At 73.4% G+C, this 19,062-nt stretch carries 16 protein-coding genes; 9 read left to right on the top strand and 7 right to left on the bottom strand.

The genetic code is table 11. The annotated features are described in order from the left end of the window. Positions 1 to 76: 76 nt before the first annotated feature. Positions 77 to 1,057 (bottom strand): helix-turn-helix domain-containing protein, encoded by a 981-nt coding sequence (locus ACFYMU_RS03820; RefSeq protein WP_388367353.1) that lies wholly within the window; start codon positions 1,055 to 1,057, stop codon positions 77 to 79. 244 nt (positions 1,058 to 1,301) lie between these two features. Next, positions 1,302 to 2,039 (bottom strand): SDR family oxidoreductase, encoded by a 738-nt coding sequence (locus ACFYMU_RS03815; RefSeq protein ID WP_388367351.1) that lies wholly within the window; start codon positions 2,037 to 2,039, stop codon positions 1,302 to 1,304. A gap of 143 nt (positions 2,040 to 2,182) precedes the next feature. Between ACFYMU_RS03815 and ACFYMU_RS03810 the strand changes: the two genes are divergently transcribed. The 3 genes from ACFYMU_RS03810 to ACFYMU_RS03800 all read left to right on the top strand — a co-directional run bounded on the left by ACFYMU_RS03810 (position 2,183) and on the right by ACFYMU_RS03800 (position 6,290). Beyond that, the gene (locus tag ACFYMU_RS03810; RefSeq protein WP_388367349.1) at positions 2,183 to 2,755 is read left to right on the top strand and encodes a TetR/AcrR family transcriptional regulator; all 573 of its coding nucleotides are present in this window, start codon (positions 2,183 to 2,185) and stop codon (positions 2,753 to 2,755) included. Positions 2,756 to 2,938: 183 nt separating this feature from the next. Further along, positions 2,939 to 4,450 (top strand): PP2C family serine/threonine-protein phosphatase, encoded by a 1,512-nt coding sequence (locus ACFYMU_RS03805; RefSeq protein ID WP_388367347.1) that lies wholly within the window; start codon positions 2,939 to 2,941, stop codon positions 4,448 to 4,450. Positions 4,451 to 4,547: 97 nt separating this feature from the next. Next, the gene (locus ACFYMU_RS03800) at positions 4,548 to 6,290 is read left to right on the top strand and encodes a pyruvate dehydrogenase (protein WP_388367345.1); all 1,743 of its coding nucleotides are present in this window, start codon (positions 4,548 to 4,550) and stop codon (positions 6,288 to 6,290) included. 104 nt (positions 6,291 to 6,394) lie between these two features. Here the strand turns inward: ACFYMU_RS03800 and ACFYMU_RS03795 are convergent, their stop codons facing one another. Then, positions 6,395 to 7,120 carry an SDR family oxidoreductase gene (locus ACFYMU_RS03795; RefSeq protein WP_388367343.1) on the bottom strand — a complete coding sequence of 242 codons (726 nt, stop codon included), beginning with the start codon at positions 7,118 to 7,120 and terminating at the stop codon, positions 6,395 to 6,397. A gap of 104 nt (positions 7,121 to 7,224) precedes the next feature. On the opposite strand from ACFYMU_RS03795, the gene ACFYMU_RS03790 reads away from it, so the two are divergent. Next, the gene (locus ACFYMU_RS03790; RefSeq protein ID WP_388367342.1) at positions 7,225 to 8,073 is read left to right on the top strand and encodes a LysR family transcriptional regulator; all 849 of its coding nucleotides are present in this window, start codon (positions 7,225 to 7,227) and stop codon (positions 8,071 to 8,073) included. A gap of 403 nt (positions 8,074 to 8,476) precedes the next feature. Further along, positions 8,477 to 8,875 carry an ATP-binding protein gene (locus tag ACFYMU_RS03785; RefSeq protein WP_388367990.1) on the top strand — a complete coding sequence of 133 codons (399 nt, stop codon included), beginning with the start codon at positions 8,477 to 8,479 and terminating at the stop codon, positions 8,873 to 8,875. 58 nt (positions 8,876 to 8,933) lie between these two features. Here ACFYMU_RS03785 and ACFYMU_RS03780 read toward each other — a convergent pair whose 3' ends face one another. After that, positions 8,934 to 9,977 carry a DUF2637 domain-containing protein gene (locus ACFYMU_RS03780; RefSeq protein ID WP_388367341.1) on the bottom strand — a complete coding sequence of 348 codons (1,044 nt, stop codon included), beginning with the start codon at positions 9,975 to 9,977 and terminating at the stop codon, positions 8,934 to 8,936. 765 nt (positions 9,978 to 10,742) lie between these two features. Between ACFYMU_RS03780 and ACFYMU_RS03775 the strand changes: the two genes are divergently transcribed. Then, a complete protein-coding gene (locus ACFYMU_RS03775; RefSeq protein WP_388367340.1) occupies positions 10,743 to 11,564 on the top strand; it encodes a GntR family transcriptional regulator in 822 nt (273 codons plus the stop codon). A 69-nt stretch (positions 11,565 to 11,633) separates the two neighbouring features. Here ACFYMU_RS03775 and ACFYMU_RS03770 read toward each other — a convergent pair whose 3' ends face one another. The 3 genes from ACFYMU_RS03770 to ACFYMU_RS03760 form a co-directional block, all read right to left on the bottom strand. Beyond that, positions 11,634 to 12,140, bottom strand: a complete 507-nt coding sequence (locus tag ACFYMU_RS03770) for a DUF2231 domain-containing protein (protein ID WP_388367338.1) — start codon at positions 12,138 to 12,140, stop codon at positions 11,634 to 11,636. Between the two features lie 184 nt (positions 12,141 to 12,324). Next, the gene (locus ACFYMU_RS03765) at positions 12,325 to 13,074 is read right to left on the bottom strand and encodes a hypothetical protein (RefSeq protein ID WP_388367336.1); all 750 of its coding nucleotides are present in this window, start codon (positions 13,072 to 13,074) and stop codon (positions 12,325 to 12,327) included. Positions 13,075 to 13,238: 164 nt separating this feature from the next. Next, positions 13,239 to 15,011 carry a PucR family transcriptional regulator gene (locus ACFYMU_RS03760; RefSeq protein WP_388367335.1) on the bottom strand — a complete coding sequence of 591 codons (1,773 nt, stop codon included), beginning with the start codon at positions 15,009 to 15,011 and terminating at the stop codon, positions 13,239 to 13,241. 199 nt (positions 15,012 to 15,210) lie between these two features. Between ACFYMU_RS03760 and ACFYMU_RS03755 the strand changes: the two genes are divergently transcribed. From ACFYMU_RS03755 to ACFYMU_RS03745, 3 genes are read left to right on the top strand one after another with little or no spacing between them, the layout of a single operon-like run. Next, complete coding sequence (locus ACFYMU_RS03755; protein WP_388367333.1) at positions 15,211 to 16,101, top strand: FAD binding domain-containing protein; 891 nt, start codon at positions 15,211 to 15,213, stop codon at positions 16,099 to 16,101. Continuing rightward, on the top strand, positions 16,101 to 16,673 hold the full coding sequence (locus ACFYMU_RS03750) for a (2Fe-2S)-binding protein (RefSeq protein WP_388367331.1): 573 nt from the start codon (positions 16,101 to 16,103) through the stop codon (positions 16,671 to 16,673). Before ACFYMU_RS03755 ends, ACFYMU_RS03750 begins: the two co-directional genes overlap by 1 nt. Position 16,674: 1 nt before the next feature. Continuing rightward, a complete protein-coding gene (locus tag ACFYMU_RS03745; RefSeq protein ID WP_388367329.1) occupies positions 16,675 to 19,056 on the top strand; it encodes a xanthine dehydrogenase family protein molybdopterin-binding subunit in 2,382 nt (793 codons plus the stop codon). Positions 19,057 to 19,062 lie beyond the last annotated feature (6 nt).

Below are 19,062 nucleotides of genomic sequence, written 5' to 3'. Positions count from 1 at the left end.
GCGCGGCGCCGGTCGGGCGCGGCGCCGGCCGGTCCGCGCCGTGGGCACGCCCCGGCGACGAGGGGCACCGCACGGGTCAGCCGCGCGTCACCCAGCCCCGCTCGTAGGCGTGCCAGCCGAGTTGCAGCCGGGTCGTCACCCCGGTCAGTTCCATCAGCCGTTTCACCCGGCGCTGTACGGTCCTCAGCCCCAGGTCGAGCTGCTTGGCGACGCTTGCGTCCGTCAGCCCGGCGAGCAGGAGCGAGAGCACCTCCAGATCGGTGCCGTCGGGGCCGTCCGGTTCCCGCTCGGTGACGCCGGACGCCCCGAGACGCAGGGGCAGTGCCTCCCGCCACACCGACGCGAAGAGACCGGACAGCAGCTCCAGCAGTCCGCTCGCGTGCACGACGAGCGCCGCCGGCTCCGCGGTGTGCGAGGTCAGCGGCACCATGGCCAGCGACCGGTCGGCCACCACCAGCTTGGTCGGCACCGTGTCCAGGACCCGCACCTGCTCGTCGCGGGCGAGCGCGGCGGTCAGCTCGGTGATGCCGTCCGGGCGGTCCAGCACCGCCCGCTCGACCACCACCCGGTAGCGGACCCCGCGGCCGACGGCCTGCTTCTCCGCGTGGTTCTCCGCGCCCGTCACGGCGACCGGAGCGCCGGTGACCAGGGCGCACACCTCCTCGGTCGCCCCGAGCTGGAGCTGCAGGAAACGCCGGGCGATCGCGGCGGCGCCGCTCACCACCTCGACCAGGTCGTGCACCGCGGGCTCCCCGGCCGCCGCCCGGTACTCCTCGGCGAGGAGCGCCGCCGCCAGCTCGGCCTGCTCCAGCTCGTGCCGCTGCTGGGTGAGCAGCGCGCCGAGAGCCGCCCCCGGCGGTGCCGCGACCCAGCGGCCCGGCCGGGCCGACGACTGGGCCGCGAGACCCTGCCGTTCCAGCCGGCGCAGGGCGCGCTCGGTGTCGTGCTCACCGAGCATCAGCCGCCGTGCGAGATCGGGCACGTCGGCGGCGCCCACGGACACCAGCGCCCGGTACGCCGACTCGTGCGTCTCGTCCAGCCCTATCGCTGCCAGCATCAGCCGTTGTCCCTCCCCGAAGACAAGACCCCACGGTGCGGTCCGCGGCGGAAAACGGCCACGGCGCACACCCGCCTCGGCACATCATCGCCGTACCTCCGTTCACTGTGCCAAGAGCGGCCTCGACATCGGCGGGCCGGTTCTCCGCGAGAGCGAACTCACCGGCGAACTCACCGGCGAATCACCGGCGACACACCGGCGATCGCCTGCCGCCGGGCGGCCGCCGGCCGTTCCGTGCCGATCGTCAGGCCTGGGCCGTGGGGCGGACGACGATCTCGCCGATGTCGATGCCGTCGGGCTGCTCGATCGCGTAACCGATGGCGGAGGCGACCGCCGAGGGCGGCATGGCGATCTCGTCGCGCTGCCGGACCAGCGCCGCCGCCGCTTCGGGGCTCGCTCCCCTGCCCACGCCCTCCGTGTCGGTGAAGCCCGGCGAGACGAGGGTGACGCGCAGGTCGGGGCCGGACTCCTGGCGCAGTCCTTCGGAGAGTACTTTCACCGCCGTCTTCGTGGCCGCGTACACGCCCTGGGGGGACTTCACGACGTGGGCGGCGGTGGAGGCGACATTGACGAAGTGTCCGGAGCGCTGCCGCCGGAAGACGGGCAGTGCCGCCCCGATGCCGTTCAGCAGGCCCGTGACGTGGGTGGCGACCATGGCGTCCCAGTCGTCCTGGCGCAACTCGTCGAACGGCGAGATCGCCATGGTGCCGGCGTTGGAGACCAGGACGTCGAGCCGGCCGAAACGGTCGACCGCCGTGTCGGTCAGGCGCTTGAGGTCCGCGCGGCGCGTCACGTCGACGACGCTCCCGACGGCCGAGCCGCCCCGCGCCGTGATCCGGTCCACCACCGCGTCCAGCCGGTCCTTCCGCCGCCCTCCGAGCACCAGGCGGCCGCCCTGGCCGGCGAGATGGAGCGCCGTCGCCTCTCCGATGCCGCTGCCGGCGCCTGTGACCGCGATGACCTTGCCCTTGATGCCTGACATGACCAAGTCCTTGCTGAGGGGGTGAGTGCAGGTCGGTACGCTGACCCACAGTGGAACCGGGGGCGCCTCCGGTTGATGTCAGGCTAACTGGGGGCGCCTCCGGTTAGCAAGCTGCACAGAGCGAGAAGGGATGGCGAGCGCTGATGGCCGAGGAAGCGCAACGGCCGTTGCGGGCCGACGCGCGGCGCAACCGGGAGAAGATCCTCGCGGCGGCGGTGCGCCTGTTCACGACGGAGGGGCTCGACACCCACCTGGAGCGCATCGCCAAGGAGGCGGGGGTGGGCAGCGCCACGCTGTACCGCAACTTCCCCACCCGCGAAGCTCTGGTCGAGGCCGTCTACCGCAATGAGGTGGCCCGTCTGTGCGACGCGGCCCCCACTCTGCTGGCAGCGCAGCCGCCCTTCGAGGCACTGCGCGCCTGGACCCGCCTCTTCCTGGACTACGTGACCGCCAAGTACGGCATGATCGACGCCCTGCGCGACGTCGCCGCGACCGGCCACAACCCGTACGGGCACAGCCGTGAAATGATCCACGCCGCCCTGAGTGCCCTCATGGACGCGTGCGCGGCCGCCGGTGCGATCCGCACCGACATCGGCCCCGGCGACATCGCTGCCGCCCTCGAAGGCATCGCCCTCACCTCGGCGGGCCCCGAACAGCGACAGCGAGCGGAACGCCTGCTCGACCTCACCCTGGACGGTCTGAAGGCCCGTCCATGAGGGTCGGCACGGCACGAAGCCGCGCCCACGCACGACTCCGGCCCGTCTCCTGCCACCGGTCGCGTCACCGTTCGCGTCACCGTTCGAGGCGTGTGGTCCGACACGCCGTCAGGAGCCCTTCGCCCGGCCGGATTTTCCCGTTGCCCCGTTTCCCCGCGGCTCGCTCGGTGGACAATTGGGGGCATGAGTCAACAGGGGGAGAGGCCCACCGGCCACGAGGACGACTGGTGGGGGCAGTTGTACGACGACTCCGCCGGGGACACGGGGCCGGCTCCCGCGGCCGACAGCCTCGACGACCGCTTCGTCTCGGCGGCGGGGACGGTGGGCTCCGGCGCGACCGGGGACGTCCCCGAGGCACCGCCGACGCTGCCGGGGCAGCGCGGGACGGGACCCCGCGACGGCGCCCCGGCGGACGCGGCCTTCCCGTACACCGGCCACCCTCCAGCGCCGCCCGCGGGGGAGGACCCCCGCCGGCGCGGCGGTCCCGCCCCCTGGGACCCCCCGGTCCACCCGCCGCCCGGCACGCCGCCCCTGCCCGGTCGCCCGCCGGCAGACGCGCTCCCGCCGGCCCCCGGCGCCGGGCCCGTTCCCGCCGGGCCCGGGCCCGGAGTGCCGCTCCCACCCGGCATCGCACCCCCGGCGGCCCCGCCGACCGACGCCGTGCCGGCCGCGGGGGCGGCCCCGCCCGCGGACGCCGTGCCGCCCCCGCCGGCCGTCCCCCGTATGCCGCCCCCGGTCGGCCACGTCGGATCCGGGCCGCCCACCTATGACGCCGAGCCCACCGCCCTTCCGCTCGCCGACCCGGACGACCTCGACGACCTGGTGCCCGACACCGTGCTGGAGGGCGCCCGGTACGGTGCCTGCACGCTGCGGGCGGTCTCCGTGCGCGGGGACTCCGCCCGCTACCGCGGCGAGCCGCGCCGCGACTGCCTGCTCACCGCCCGCTTCGGGACCGGCGACGGGGCGCTCGTCCTGGTCGCCGTGGCGACCGGCGCCCGCGGCATGCCCGGCGCACACCGGGCCGCCGCCGAGGCGTGCCACTGGATCGGCCGGGCGGTCGGCCGCAGTCATCTGCGCCTGAGCGAGGACATCCGGGCCGCCCGGCGCGGCGACCTCAAGTCGGGCCTGCACCGGCTCACCACCCGCAGTCTCGGCAAGCTGCGCGCCGGCGCCGCCGAACAGGGCCTCGCCCCGGAGGAGTACTCCGCCGGCCTGCGCTGTCTGCTGCTGCCCGCCGACCCCGCCTGTCGCACCCGTGTGTTCTTCGGCGTGGGCCCCGGCGGACTCTTCCGGCTGCGGGACGGCGAGTGGCAGGACATCGAGCCCCGCGTCGCCGAGGCGGCCGGCGAGCCGGTCGTCGGCTTCGGCTCGCTGCCGGCGGAGACGCCCGAGGGTGACCGGCTCACCATGGACCTGGGCATCACCACGCCCCCGAGCCCCTATGAACCCGCCCCCGAGCCGTCCCGCGACCCCTTCCGCTTCCGGGCCTCCGTCGCCCAGCCGGGGGACACGCTGCTGCTGTGCACCGGTGGCCTCGCCGACCCGCTGCGCGACGAACCGCGGCTCGCCGAGCATCTGACGGACCGCTGGTCGAGGGGCGAACCGCCGGGCCTCGCCGCGTTCCTCGCCGACACCCTGGTACGGGTGAAGGGCTACGCCGACGACCGCACGGCGGCCGCCGTCTGGGAGGCGTGATCGCGGCGCCTGTGGATTGATGGTCTCAGGGTCCCCGCAGCCCGACGCCCGCCGGCCGGGGGAGCGCAGGACCCGAGACCGAAGGGTGCGTCGATCCATGGCCAAGCAGAACGTCGCCGACCAGTTCGTCGACATCCTCGCCCGCGCGGGGGTCAAACGCCTGTACGGGGTGGTCGGCGACAGCCTCAACCCGATCGTGGACGCCGTCCGCCGCAACGCCGCCGTCGACTGGGTCCATGTGCGGCACGAGGAGACCGCGGCCTTCGCGGCGGGCGCCGAGGCGCAGATCACCGGGAAGCTGACCGCGTGCGCCGGCTCCTGCGGCCCCGGCAACCTCCACCTCATCAACGGCCTGTACGACGCCCACCGCTCGATGGCCCCGGTGCTCGCGCTCGCCTCGCACATCCCGTCCGGTGAGATCGGGCTCGGCTACTTCCAGGAGACCCACCCCGACCGGCTGTTCGTCGACTGCAGCCACTACTGCGAACTGATCTCGACCCCGAAGCAGATGCCCCGGCTGCTGCACACGGCGATCCAGCACGCGGTCGGCCGGCGCGGCGTGAGCGTCGTCTCGCTGCCCGGCGACATCGCCGACCAGCCCGCCCCGGACAAGGCCACGGAGATCGCCCTCGTCACCTCCCGGCCCACCGTGCGGCCGGGTGACGCCGAGCTCGACCGGCTGGTGACGATGATCGACAAGGCGGAGCGGATCACCCTCTTCTGCGGCAGCGGTACCGCGGGCGCGCACGCCGAGGTCATGGAGTTCGCCGAGAAGATCAAGTCACCGGTGGCGCACGCCCTGCGCGGCAAGGAGTGGATCCAGTACGACAACCCGTACGACGTCGGCATGAGCGGTCTGCTCGGCTACGGCGCCGCCTACGAGGCCACCCACGAGTGCGATCTGCTGATCCTGCTGGGCACCGACTTTCCGTACAACGCCTTCCTGCCGCGCGACGTGACCATCGCCCAGATCGACGTGCGGCCGGAGAACCTGGGGCGCCGCTCCAGGCTCGACCTCGCGGTGTGGGGCGATGTGAAGGAGACCCTGCGCTGTCTCATCCCGCGTGTGCGGCCCAAGGAGAGCCGCCGCTTTCTCGACAAGATGCTGAAGAAGCACACGGGCACGCTGGAAGGCGTGGTGAAGGCGTACACGCGCAAGGTCGACAAGCACATTCCGATCCACCCCGAGTTCGTGGCGTCGGTCCTCGACGAACTCGCCGACGAGGAGGCGGTCTTCGCGGTCGACACCGGGATGTGCAACGTGTGGGCCGCCCGCTACATCTCCCCCAACGGTCGCAGGCGCATCATCGGTTCGTTCTCCCACGGCTCGATGGCCAACGCCCTGCCGATGGCGATCGGCGCGCAGTTCGTCGACCGGGGCCGGCAGGTCGTGGCGATGGCCGGCGACGGCGGGTTCTCCATGCTGATGGGCGACTTCCTGACGCTCGTGCAGAACGACCTGCCGGTGAAGGTGGTCCTGTTCAACAACTCCTCCCTCGGCATGGTGGAGCTGGAGATGATGGTCGCCGGACTGCCCTCGTACGGCACGGCCACCAAGAACCCCGACTTCGCGGCCGTGGCACGCGCGTGCGGGGCGTACGGCATCCGGGTCGAGAAGCCCAAGCAGCTCGCCGTGGCCCTGAAGGACGCCTTCCGGCACAAGGGCCCGGCCCTCGTCGACATTGTCACCGACCCCAACGCCCTGTCCATCCCGCCGAAGATCAGCGGGGAGATGGTGACGGGCTTCGCGCTCTCCGCCTCGAAGATCGTGCTGGAGGGCGGCGTCGGCCGCATGCTGCAGATGGCCCGCTCGAACCTGCGCAACGTGCCCCGGCCTTAGGCCCTGTCGTTGGGATCATCCCGGCGTCGCGTCGGCGGGAAGGCGCCGGGACCCACAGCCGGCCCGATCCGAACGACAGGACCCGGACGAGCACGACATCCGGATCACCACGGCACCTCTCCGTCCTCGTCGAAGAAGCCGCCGGTCGGGCCGTCGTCGGGCAGGGTCGCGAGCCGGATCGCGATCGTCGCGCCCTGTTGCGGGGTGCGGAAGCCGCGGAAGCCGTTGAGGTCGGTCGCGCAGTAGCCGGGACAGGCGGCGTTGATCAGGATGTTCGTGTCCTGCAGCTCCTTGGCGTACTGGACGGTGACGGCGTTCAGGAACGTCTTCGTGGGCGCGTAGGCGACGGAGATCGGGCCCGTCTCGGCGCCGGGGGTGGTCTGCAGGGTGAGGGAGCCGACACTGCTGGAGACGTTGACGATCCGCGGTGACGGCGAGCGGCGCAGCAACGGAAGCATCGCGTTGGTGACGCGGATGACGCCGATCACGTTGGTCTCGACGGCCGTCCGCACCGTCTCGACGTCGACGGTGGTGGGCAGCTGGGCCGTTCCGCCGGTGATCCCGGCGTTGTTGACGAGCACGTCGAGGCGGCCGGTGCGGTTCTCCGTCAGCGCGGCCGCGGCGGTCACGCTCGCGTCGTCGGTCACGTCCAGCGGTACGCCGAACGCGTCGACGCCGGCGGCCAGCAGCTTCGCCACGGCGGCCTCGCGCCGTTCCTCGTCGCGGGCGCCCACCCCGATGCTCCAGCCGAGGCGGCCCAGACCACCCGCGATCTCGTATCCGATGCCCTTGTTCGCGCCGGTCACCAGCGCGGTCTTCTGTTCGCTCATGCCTCCGATCATGTCCGGGCCGGGGCCGGACCGGCCAACACCGATCGGGTGGGCGGCGATACCGCACGGGTATCGATCCAGGTGCGGCCCAGTAGCATGGCCGCGTGGAGACACGGGAGTTGCGGTACTTCGTCGCCGTCGCCGAGGAACTGCACTTCGGGAGGGCGGCGCAGCGACTCGGAATCGCGCAGCCTCCGCTGTCGCGGGCGATCGGCCTGCTCGAACGGCGCCTCGGGGCGGTGCTTCTGGAGCGCAGCAGCCGTGCGGTCAGTCTGACCGAGGCCGGGTCGGTGCTGCTGCGGGAGGCGCGGGTGGCGTTGGAGGCGGTCGAGGCTGCCGAGCGTCGCACCCGCCGCGCCGCCCTCGCCGCCACCGGCCGGCCCGGCGTGATCCTCGCCAGCAAGGCCGGCGCGTCCGGTGAACTGCTGGCGAAACTGCTCGACGCCTACGCCGCCGAACCCGACGCGGTCACCGTCGATCTCCTCCTGTGCGGGATCGGCGAACAGGAACGCATGCTGCGCGAGGGCCGGGCCGACGTGGCGCTGCTGCACCGGCCGTTCGACAGCACGGCCGGCTTCGACACCGAGGAGCTGCGCGCGGAGAGCCAGGTCGTGATCCTGCCGGCCGGGCATCCCCTCACCACCCGGGTCCAGGTGCGCATGGCCGAGGTCATCGAGCTGGCCGAGCTGCCGCTGCCGCGCTGGCCCGGCCCCGACGGCACGTATCCGGACGGTCCCGGCCCGCGGGCCCGGGACCATGCCCAGCTGTACCAGCTGATCGCGCTCGGCCGCGCCTGCTGGATCGCGCCGGAGTCCTGCCGGTCCCAGCTGCGTGAGGATCTGGCCGCCGTACCGGTGCTGGACGCGCCGACGGTCACCACGGTGATCGCCTGGCCGCCCCACAGCCGCTCCCGAGCCGTCGCCGGACTGGTACGGGCCGCCACACGTCTGTGAGGGATGCGCAGGACGGCGTCCCGGTCGAGACGGCCGGCCCGGACCGCGCCGTTGTGGATCTCCAGCCCATCGGCGCCGGGGAGGCCGTGGGGGCCGGTTCGGGGGCGGTGGACCAGACGGTCGAGGTGCCGCCGGTGCTGGGCACCTTCGCGTGGCTCGTACAGGGGTTCAGGGGTTCACTTCCGCGGGCGGCGGCGCGCATCCACCCCGCGCCCGCGGTCGTTCTCGATTCGACATGACTGTCGCCCCGCCCACGGGGCATGGATCCCGTGAGCACGTTCGAGCAGGAGGAGACCGACATCACGTGCGGGCGGGGGACATGAACAGGCGAGCACGAGGGGGTGGCCCCGTGACCATCGGGGCCTCCTCGCCGGACAAGACGGAACAGACGACCGAGGGCCCGATGGGCCGGCCGAGGGCCGCGCACCTCAGACGAAGCCTGGGCCGGGCCGACTTACGGGCGGTCCCGGAGGCACGCCGGGCGCTGCGGGAACTGCTCACACACTGGGGAAGGCCGGAACGATCCGAGATAGCCGAGCTGCTCACGAGCGAGCTGGTCACCAACGCGCTGGTGCACACCGACCGGGAAGCGGTCCTGACGGTCACCGTCTCGGCACGCGGACTCCATGTGGAGGTGAGGGACTTCGTGGGACGCAGGCCGAGGCCGCGGGCGGCGAACCCCGACGACGGCACGCACGGCAGGGGCCTGATGCTGGTGCAGTCGCTCGCGGACGCCTGGGGCGTACGGCCGCACGGCGTGGGCAAAGCGGTGTGGTTCGACCTGGCCGCGGAAGCCGCGTGACACACGGGAAGGGGGCCCGGCGTGCTGCCGTGCCCCCTTCCCGTGACTGCGTCCGGGCTCAGCCGAACTGCTGCTCGAGGTCCTTGAGCTTGCGCTCGAGGGAGTCGAGGCGGGGCAGAGCCATGGTGTCGTCCTCGGCGGTGAGGTCGACGGTGATCGGGTCAGCGGAGGAGCTCCGGACGGGCTGGAGCGAGGGACGGGTGGTGCCGGCGGGCAGTTCCGCCGCCGGTAGGGCAGGCTCCGCAGGGGTGGGCGCGGGCGCCCGCTCGACGGTCTGCACCTCGACCTTGCGCCCGCCGTTGCCGCCGGTCAGCGCGCGGTGGCCGCGGCTGAGCGCCTTGAGCTGCGCGCGCTCGACCCGCTGCTGCTCGCGCTGCCGCGCCCTGTTCTGCTCCTTGGCGCGCTGGTCCTCACGGACCTCCTCGACGGCCTCGTCCAGGCTGCGCACACCCTCGAGGAGCATCAGCGACCACGCGTTGTACGTCTCACGGGGAGCCCGCAGCCAGCGCACTATGCGGATCTGCGGCAGCGGACGCGGCACCAGCCCCTGCTCGCGCAGTGCGGCACGGCGGGTCTGCTTCAGCGCGCGGTCGAAGAGCACCGCGGCCGACAGCGACATGCCCGCGAAGAACTGCGGGGCGCCCGCGTGGTCGACACCCCTGGGCGCGTGCACCCAGTTGAACCAGGCGGAGGCGGCCGCGAACGTCCACACCAGGATCCGGGAGCCGAGCGCCGCGTCGCCGTGGCTGGCCTCGCGCACCGCGAGCACGGAGCAGAACATGGCAGCGCCGTCCAGGCCGAACGGGACGAGGTACTCCCAGCCGTCGGTGAGGCCGAGGTTCTGCTGGCCGAAGCCCACGAGGCCGTGGAACGAGAGCGCCGCGGCGACGGCGGCACAGCAGAAGAGCAGCACATAGGAGGCCGTGGCGTACATGGTCTCCTTGCGCCTGCGACGCTCCTCGCTGCGCTCCCACGAGTCGTCGGCGCTCGTGCTCTCCCCGGACCGCTTGCCGCGCGCGAGCACCGCCACCGCCGCCAGCACGCCCAGGAGCAGTACGGCGCCCGGAAGCAGCCAGTTCAGCGATATGTCGGTCAGTCTCATTGGGGTCCCTTGCATTGGGATAGGGCGTAACGCCCGCCATAGTGGCCCAATCCCACCGGCCCTCAGGGGGTTTCGGGGCAAGAGGCCGCCAAGGAAGTGCAAGGGAATGCCCAGGGCGGCGTTCTGCTCGAACTGCCGCTTGAGGGGCGGGAGTTGAGTTCGAATAAGACTACCCGTACCGGTGGTGCCACGGAAAGTTCCTGCGACAAGTGAGGAAGTTGTGAAACGTCTGTCACCCGGCCGGGGTCTTGTCCGGGGTGGATCTTACGGTACGCGGCGGGCCGCCGTCGCCGGGGACCGCTGAAGCCGCCTCAACTTGTCGCGGCGTCCGGCCGCTTGCCCGGTCGCGCGGCGGGCGCCGCGGTCGTGCGCTTCACCCCTCGCGACGCGTCGCGAGGGCGTGCGGCGTGCGTCGCGCCGCACGTCGGCCGCGGGATTCCCCGGGCCGGTCCGCGTGACCGCGGGCCCTGCCGCGGCCGCTCCGGTCCCGGCCTCTGCGCCGGGGTTGCGCCGCGCGTCACGACCCGGGCACGGCCCGGACGTGACGTACGCCACACGGCCGGGCCGTCCCGGCCGGCCGGCCGGGGGCTGGAGGGGCGTACCGGAACGACCGTTGTGCGGCCGCTCGCCGGGGAGCGGGGCCCCGCTCCGGCCCACCGGTGTTTGAACCGGCGCGTAAGGCGCCTATGGTGCTTTACGAGCGGTAAACAACCCCCTGCACGAACCGCACGACGCACAGCACCGCCAGGACCGGAGGAGGAGCCCGTGGAGCAGGCCCGTTCCCGCAGCGCGGAGGGCTTCGCCCTGAGGGAGACCCCGTACGCCCCCGCCCGGGCCGCCCGGGTGCCCTCGCAGCTCCCGCCGGGAGAGGAGGTCCGCGAAAGGGGCGACACCCCGGGTGCCGCGCGCGGGGAGCACATCCACAGCGAGCCGCCCGTCCCGCCCCTGGAGGGGGCGCGACCCGTCGTCCAGCGGTCCTCCGTGCGCCGGCAGGTGCTCGACGCCCTGCGGACCGCGCTGGTCGCCGGAGAGCTGACGCCCGGCGAGGTGTACTCGGCACCCGCCCTCGGCGAGCAGTTCGGGGTGTCCGCGACCCCGGTGCGCGAGGCCATGCAGCAACTGGCGCTGGAGGGGGCGGTCGAGGTCGTGCCCAACCGGGGTTTCCGCGTCGTCGTGCGCGGCGCCCGCGAACTGGCCGAACTCGCCGAGATACGGGCTCTGATCGAGGTGCCGGTGATGCTGCGGCTCGTCCGCACGGTCCCCACCGAGCGCTGGGCGGAGCTGCGCCCGCTCGCCGAGGCGACCGTCCGCGCCGCGGCCTCCGGGTGCCGTGCGACGTACACCGAGTCCGACCGCGCCTTCCACCGCGCGGTGCTCCGACTCGCGGGCAACGAGCAGCTGGTGCGCATCGCCGAGGACCTGCACCGCCGGACCCAGGGGGTGCTCGTCGGCGCGCCCGGCCCGGCCGGCCGCGCCGATCTGATCGCCGACGCGGCCGAGCACACGGCGCTGCTGGACGCGCTGGCCGCCCAGGAGCTGCCGGTGGCGCAGTCCCTGGTGAGGGAACACTTCGCGGTCGCGCGCTGACCGCGTCCCCGCACGGAACCGGGCTGCCGCGGTTCTGTCCGCAGGCAGCCCGGTGCGCTCGGTCCGCGGTCAGTCGTCGTCGGACGTGCTCGTCGCGGTCTTGGAGTAGCCGTCGTGCCAGGCCGCCTTCGCACCGGAGTCACCGATGCGGTAGACGTCGACGACCGCTCCGGCGGCCACCACGAGGGACAGGACGGCGGCGGCCACCCGCACCGGGGTGCCGGACCAGCGGGAGCCGCCCGAGGCGTCGGCGGCCGACCTGCGGGCCGCCCACCAGACCAGGGCCGCCAGCACGAACAGGCCCAGGGCCCAGGGAAGCAGTCCGTCCCCGAGCTCGGCGTGCTCGCGGACCAGCGGGTCGCTGTCGACGTGGTTCTCCAGCCACTCCCCGGCCTCGGTGGTCAGCGGCACGGTGGCGAGCGTGCCCAGGGCGAGGACGGGCAGTACGACGCCGAAGCGCCGCGCGACCACCGGCCATATCGCGGATATCACCACGGCCAGCGCGGTCAGGGGGACGAGGACGACGACGGCGTGCACGAGCAGAATGTGCGCGGGCACGCCGTTGATCAAGCTCATCAGGAGATCTCCTCAGGGGGGTGGGCATCGGCGGCGTCAGCCTGGCACAGCAAGCTCTCAGGTTCTTCTGAGGTCACTGTGAAGCCGATTCCCGAAAAATCCCCCCACTCCCGATGCCTCGCCCTGGGGCCAGTGCTGTGGCCGGAAGGATGCAGACCTTTCCGGCCACAGCACTGGACGGGCACTAGACGGCCGGCGCCAACTGGGCCGCGAGCCACGTCGGTACGCCGCCCAGCAACCGGAACAGCCGGGCCGCCTCGGCCCGCAGCCGCGACGCCTCCGGCTCGGTCTCCGCGTCCGCGAGCGACGCCAGGGCCGGGGCGGTGCCGACGAGATAGCCCAACTCCTCGCGGATCCGCAGCGACTCCGCGAAGCCGTGCCGCGCCTCCGCCACCTCGCCGTCGCGCAGGGCGAGCCCCGCCAGATGGCGCCAGGTCAACGAGAGCAGCAGGGTGTCGCCGTGCGCGGAGGCGCTCGCGTGGGCGCGCCGGTAGGCGGCGCGCGCCGCCTGTGGGGAGCGGGCGAGGTTCTCGGCGAGGAGCCCGCGCCGGAAGTCCAGCAGGGCCCGCCCGGGGGCACCGGGCGGGATCAGCGCGGCGGCCCGGCCGAGCGCGGCCCGCGCCTCGTCCGCCCGGTCCCGTACGCCGTGCAGCGTCGCCGCGTAGGCCAGCTGTCCGCGCTCGCACGCGGCGGCGCCCCGCTCCTCGTCGGTCCGGGCCTGCGCCTCGGCGGTGCGCAGCGCGTCCTCGGCGTCCTCCCAGCCCTTCTCCGTGTACAGGCACCGTTCGACGAGCAGCGAGGTGCGCTGCAGCGCGGCCGCGGCCGTTTCCGCCCGGAGGAGGGCGGCCGCGTCGGCCCAGCAGGCACGCGAGCGCAGCCGCCATACCGCGGTCTGGAGGGGGTCGTCTTCTGAGGTCGTTCCGGTACCAGACATGGCGGGATACGCCACGTTGCCCTCCCCGAGCACACCATTGAGCTGTTGAGTGGTGGCATTCCAGCACCAATCGAGGTGCCGGGCCAAGAGGGTAGGTGAAGGATTTCACAAAGTCGTGCGTCTGGGAAGGCACGCGGTGCCACCCCAGCCACGGTGTGCTGACCTCAGCTCATGCGCAGCGCGAGGAAGAAATCGAGCTTGTCCTCCAGCCGGGAGAGGTCCCGGCCCGTCAACTGCTCGATGCGCCCCACCCGGTACCGCAGCGTGTTGACGTGCAGATGCAGCCGGGTCGCGCACCGGGTCCACGAGCCGTCGCAGGCGAGGAACGCCTCCAGGGTCGGGACCAGCTCGGCGCGGTGCCGGCGGTCGTAGTCGCGCAGGGGGTCCAGGAGCCGGGCCGTGAAGGCGCGGCGCACGTCGTCGGGGACGAACGGCAGCAGCAGGACGTGCGAGGCGAGTTCCTGGTGCCCGGCCGCGCAGACCCGGCCGGGTCGCGCGGCCGCGACCCGGCGGGCGTGCCGCGCCTCCTCCAGGGCACCGCGCAGCCCCTCGGCCGAGTGCACCGCGGCGCTGACGCCCAGCGTGACCCGCCCGTCGTCGCCGAGGCCCGCGGACAGCGGTTCCCGCACCGTCTCCAGCAGGGCGCCGGCGACGATGCCCGACTCGGCGCCGTCACGCTCCGAGGACACGGAGGCAAGGGGGACGAGCGCGATCGCCTCGTCCCCGATGTGGGCCACCGCGACTCGGTCGGAGTGCTCCGGGCCGGTCGCCCGGGCGTAGCCCGCGCTCGGCGGGCCCGGGGGAGAGTCGATCAGGATCTCCTCCAGCAGCGACCGGGCGATCGGACCCGCCTCGAGCCCGTCCCTCCGCGGCCCGCCGCTCCCCTCGGCCGAGGGGAGCGCGGGCGCCTGGGCCGTGTCGTCCCACTCGACCCGGGCCACGACCACCTGCCAGTGCGGGGCCGCGCCGAGGCCGGGCAGCAGCACGGGGGCGGCGACCCGAAGCCGGGCCGCGATCTCGGCGGGCGCCGCGCCCGTCTGCGTCAGCTCCACGACCTCCTGCGCGAGCCGCCGGCGCACCGTGCGGGCCGCCTCCCGCCGGTCCCGTTCGACCGCGATCAGCTGGGTGACGCCGTGCAGCAGGTCGAGCCGCTCGGGGGGCCAGTCCCCGGCGTCCGCCTCGACGGCGAGCAGCCAGTCGGACAGCACCGTCTCGCGCACGTCCCGGGGGGCGCCCGCGCGGCCCTCTCCGACGGCCGGCGGGCGGTTGTCCCACCCGCGGATCGGAAACAGCGAGAACGTCGTGGCGCCGACCGCCACCCGGTGCGGTCCGCGGCGGCCGCCGCGGACCGCCGCCAGGTGCTCGGCGGCCAGCCCGGCGCACACGTCAGGGGTGAGCCCCGGAGTCCGGCCGGCGACCGGCCGGCCGGTGGGGGAGAGCACCCAGGCGCGCAGATCCAGGTCGGAGCCCAGCAGGTCCAGGACGACGTCCGGACCGCCGCCGGCCGGGCCGGAGGTCATCATCCGCCGGTGCCGGTCCACCACGGCCGCGAGGTCACCGGCCCGTTCGCCGGAGACCTGACGCACGACGTGCTCCGTGATCGTCGCGAACGCCACCGACTCGTGGACGGCGAACAGGGGCAGGCGGTGCCGGGCGCACGCCACGATCAGATCGTCCGGGACAGCGCCCAGCTCCGCCTCACCCGCGGCCAGCGCCGCGACGCCCGCACCGACCAGGATGCGGACGAACGGCTCGGAGTCCGCGGCCTCGTGCCGCCAGGCGAGACCCGTGAGGACCAGTTCGCCGCCGGAGAGGTAACGGCTCGGATCCTTGAGATCCGTCGTCATCACACCGCTCACGGTGCGGTCCAGCTCGTCCTCGCCGCCGAGCAGGCGCAGCCCCAGCGCATCGGTGTTGAGCAGTGCGCGCAGCCGCATCGCGTCGTCGCCGTCCTTGTCGTGAAAGTCGGTTGTGTTTCCGGAGGAAAGCAGGGGGATTACCGATGGCTTCCGTTCATATGAATCTACAAGATGGGTGCCCTGGCCAGCCAACTCCTTCATGTTTTCGGTGACTGACCCCGGCGGAGAACAGGACGGTGTACTGGCTCCACTCATGAGACGAAGAAGAGAGCCGGTCATGGACTTCCTTCGCCCCGCAAGCTGGGAGGAGGCGCTCGCCGCGAAGGCGGAGCACCCCACCGCCGTACCGATCGCGGGCGGCACCGACGTAATGGTCGAGATCAACTTCGGCCACCGCCGGCCCGCCCGTCTGCTGGATCTCGGCCGCATCGGTGAACTCCACGAATGGGAGGTGGGCGAGGGCGGCGTACGGCTCGGGGCCTCGGTCCCGTACACGAAGATCATCGAGCAGTTGCGGGCCGAACTGCCGGGGCTGGCCCTGGCCTCCCACACCGTCGCCTCCCCGCAGATCCGCAACCGCGGCGGCGTCGGCGGCAATCTCGGCACCGCCTCCCCGGCCGGTGACGCCCACCCCGCCCTCCTCGCGGCCGGCGCCGAGGTCGAGGCCGCATCCGTACGCGGCACCCGCCGCATCCCGATCGACGCGTTCTACACGGGTGTGAAGCGCAACGCCCTCGCCCCCGACGAACTGATCAGGGCCGTGCACATCACGAAGGCCGACGGCCCGCAGCAGTACGCGAAGGTCGGCACCCGCAACGCGATGGTGATCGCGGTGTGCGCCTTCGGCCTCGCCCTGCACCCGGGGAGCCGGACCGTCCGCACCGGCATCGGATCGGCGGCACCCACCCCCGTCCGGGCCACGGCGGCCGAGGAGTTCCTGAACGCGGCGCTCGACGAGGGCGGCCACTGGGAGAGCGGGAAGGCCATCGCCCCCTCGGTCGCCGGACGGTTCGCCGACCTGTGCTCCGCCGCCTGCAATCCGATCGACGACGTCCGCGGCACCGCGGGCTACCGCCGCCACGCTGTCGGCGTCCTGGCCCGGCGCACGCTGACCTGGACCTGGGAGTCGTACCGCGGCGGCGCCCGCACCGCGAAGGGAGCCGCCTGATGCGTGTCCGCTTCACCGTCAACGGACGGCCGCAGGAGGCCGACGACGTGTGGGAGGGCGAGAGCCTGCTGTACGTCCTGCGCGAGCGCCTGGGCCTGCCGGGTTCGAAGAACGCGTGCGAACAGGGCGAGTGTGGCTCCTGCACGGTGCGCCTGGACGGGGTGCCGGTGTGCTCGTGCCTGGTCGCCGCCGGTCAGGCGGAGGGCCGCGAGGTCCTCACCGTCGAGGGACTGGCGGACCACGCCAGGCAGCGCTCCCGCGGCACGGGCGGCCGCGACCGCCCCGCGGACACGGCCGGGCACCCGCAGCCGAAGGGCGCCGGCGCCCACCGCGCGGAGGAGCCCGAACTGGCCCCGATCCAGCGGGCGTTCATCGACGCGGGCGCCGTCCAGTGCGGCTTCTGCACACCCGGACTGCTGGTCGCCGCCGACGAGATGCTGGAACGCCGCCCGAACCCCACCGACGCGGACATCCGCGAGGCCCTCTCCGGCAATCTGTGCCGCTGCACCGGCTACGAGAAGATCATGGACGCGGTCCGCCTGGCGGCGGCCCGGCGGTCGGAGGGGGTCTGACATGGCGGTGAACGGCGCTCCCGGCAGGATCACCCAGGGCTCCCGGACCCAGGGAGGCGTGGGCGAGTCCACGCTCCGCCCGGACGGCACCCTCAAGGTCACCGGTGAGTTCGCGTACGCGTCCGACATGTGGCACGAGAACATGCTCTGGGGGCAGATCCTGCGCTCCACGGTCGCGCACGCCGAGATCGTCTCGATCGACACCGGCGAGGCCCTGGCGACACCCGGGGTGCACGCCGTGATGACGTACGACGACCTGCCGGCCGAGGTGAAGCACTACGGCCTGGAGATCCAGGACACCCCGGTCCTCGCGCACGGCAAGGTCCGCCACCACGGCGAGCCGGTCGCGATCGTCGCCGCCGACCACCCGGAGACCGCGCGCCGCGCCGCGGCGAGGATCAGGGTGGAGTACCGGGACCTGCCGGTGATCACGGACGAGGCGTCCGCGACCGCCCCGGACGCGGTCCTGGTCCACGACGGCCGCACCGACGGCCACGCCCGGCACGTCCCGCACCCGAACATCGTCCACCGCCAGCCGGTCGTCCGCGGCGACGTGGCCGCGGCCCGCCGCCGCGCCGACGTGATCGTCACCGGCGAGTACCGCTTCGGCATGCAGGACCAGGCGTTCCTCGGCCCCGAGTCCGGTCTCGCGGTCCCGGCGGAGGACGGCGGCGTCGACCTCTACGTCGCCACCCAGTGGCTCCACTCCGACCTGCGGCAGATCGCACCGGTCCTCGGCCTGCCGCCGGAGAAGGTGCGGATGACGCTGGCGGGCGTCGGCGGCGCGTTCGGCGGGCGCGAGGACCTGTCGATGCAGATCCACGCCTGTCTGCTGGCCCTGCGCACCGGCAAGCCGGTCAAGATGGTCTTCAACCGCTTCGAGTCCTTCTTCGGGCACGTCCACCGCCACCCGGCCAGGCTGTCCTACGAGCACGGCGCCACGAAGGACGGCAGGCTCACCCATGTCACGTGCCGCATCGTGCTGGACGGCGGCGCGTACGCCTCCAGCTCCCCCGCGGTCGTCGGCAACGCCGCCTCCCTCGGCATCGGCCCCTACGCCGTGGACGACGTCGACATCGAGGCCGTCGCCCTCTACACCAACAACCCGCCCTGCGGCGCCATGCGCGGCTTCGGCGCCGTCCAGGCGTGCTTCGCGTACGAGGCGCAGATGGACAAGCTGGCCGGGAGGCTGGGTCTGGACCCGGTGGAGTTCCGGCAGCGCAACGCCATGGAACAGGGCACGGTCATGCCGACCGGCCAGGTCGTCGACTCCCCGGCCCCGGTCGCCGAACTCCTGCGCCGCGTCAAGGCGATGCCCCTTCCGCCCGAGCGCCAGTGGGAGACCACGGAAGGCGCCGACGTACGGCAGCTGCCCGGCGGTCTGTCCAACACCACGCACGGCGAAGGCGTCGTGCGGGGCGTGGGCTACGCGGTCGGCATCAAGAACGTCGGCTTCTCCGAGGGCTTCGACGACTACTCCACCGCCAGGGTCCGCCTGGAGGCCGTCGCGGGCGAGCCCGTCGCCACCGTCCGCACGGCCATGGCGGAGGTCGGCCAGGGCGGTGTCACCGTCCATGCGCAGATCGCCCGCACCGAGCTGGGCGTCGCCCGGGTGACGATCCACCCGGCGGACACCCGGGTGGGCAGCGCCGGTTCGACCTCGGCCTCCCGTCAGACCTACGTCACCGGCGGCGCCGTGAAGAACGCCTGCGAGCTGGTGCGCGCGAAGGTCCTGGAGGCGGGGCGCCGCAGGTTCGGTCCGTACCACCCGGCCTGGGCGACGGCCGAGCTGCTGCTGGAGGGCGGCAAGGTCGTCACCGGCGGCGGCGAGGTCCTCGCCGACCTGGTGGACGTCCTCGGCGACGAGGTCTTCGAGGCCGAGGAGGAGTGGCGGCACCGGCCGACCGAACCCTTCGACCCGCGCACCGGCCAGGGCGACGGCCACGTCCAGTACTCCTTCGCCGCGCACCGCGCGGTGGTCGAGGTCGACACCGAGCTGGGCCTGGTCAAGGTCGTCGAGCTGGCCTGCGCCCAGGACGTCGGCAAGGCGCTCAACCCGCTGTCGGTCGTCGGCCAGATCCAGGGCGGTACCGCCCAGGGCCTGGGCATGGCCGTGATGGAGGAGATCCTCGTCGACCCGGAGACGGCGAAGGTGCGCAACCCCTCCTTCACGGACTACCTCATCCCCACCATCCTCGACACCCCGGCCATCCCCGTCGACGTGCTCGAACTCGCCGACCGGCACGCCCCCTACGGACTGCGCGGAGTCGGCGAGGCCCCCACCCTGTCGTCGACCCCCGCGGTCCTCGCGGCGATCCGCGACGCCACGGGCCTGGAGCTGAACAGGACACCGATACGCCCGGAACACCTCACGGGCACCTGACCCTGC

The sequence above is a fragment of the Streptomyces sp. NPDC007264 genome, from assembly GCF_042869095.1.
Lineage (GTDB): Bacteria > Actinomycetota > Actinomycetes > Streptomycetales > Streptomycetaceae > Streptomyces.
Note: the sequence above shows the minus strand (reverse complement) of the source record. Positions and strands in the feature narration are given on the sequence as shown.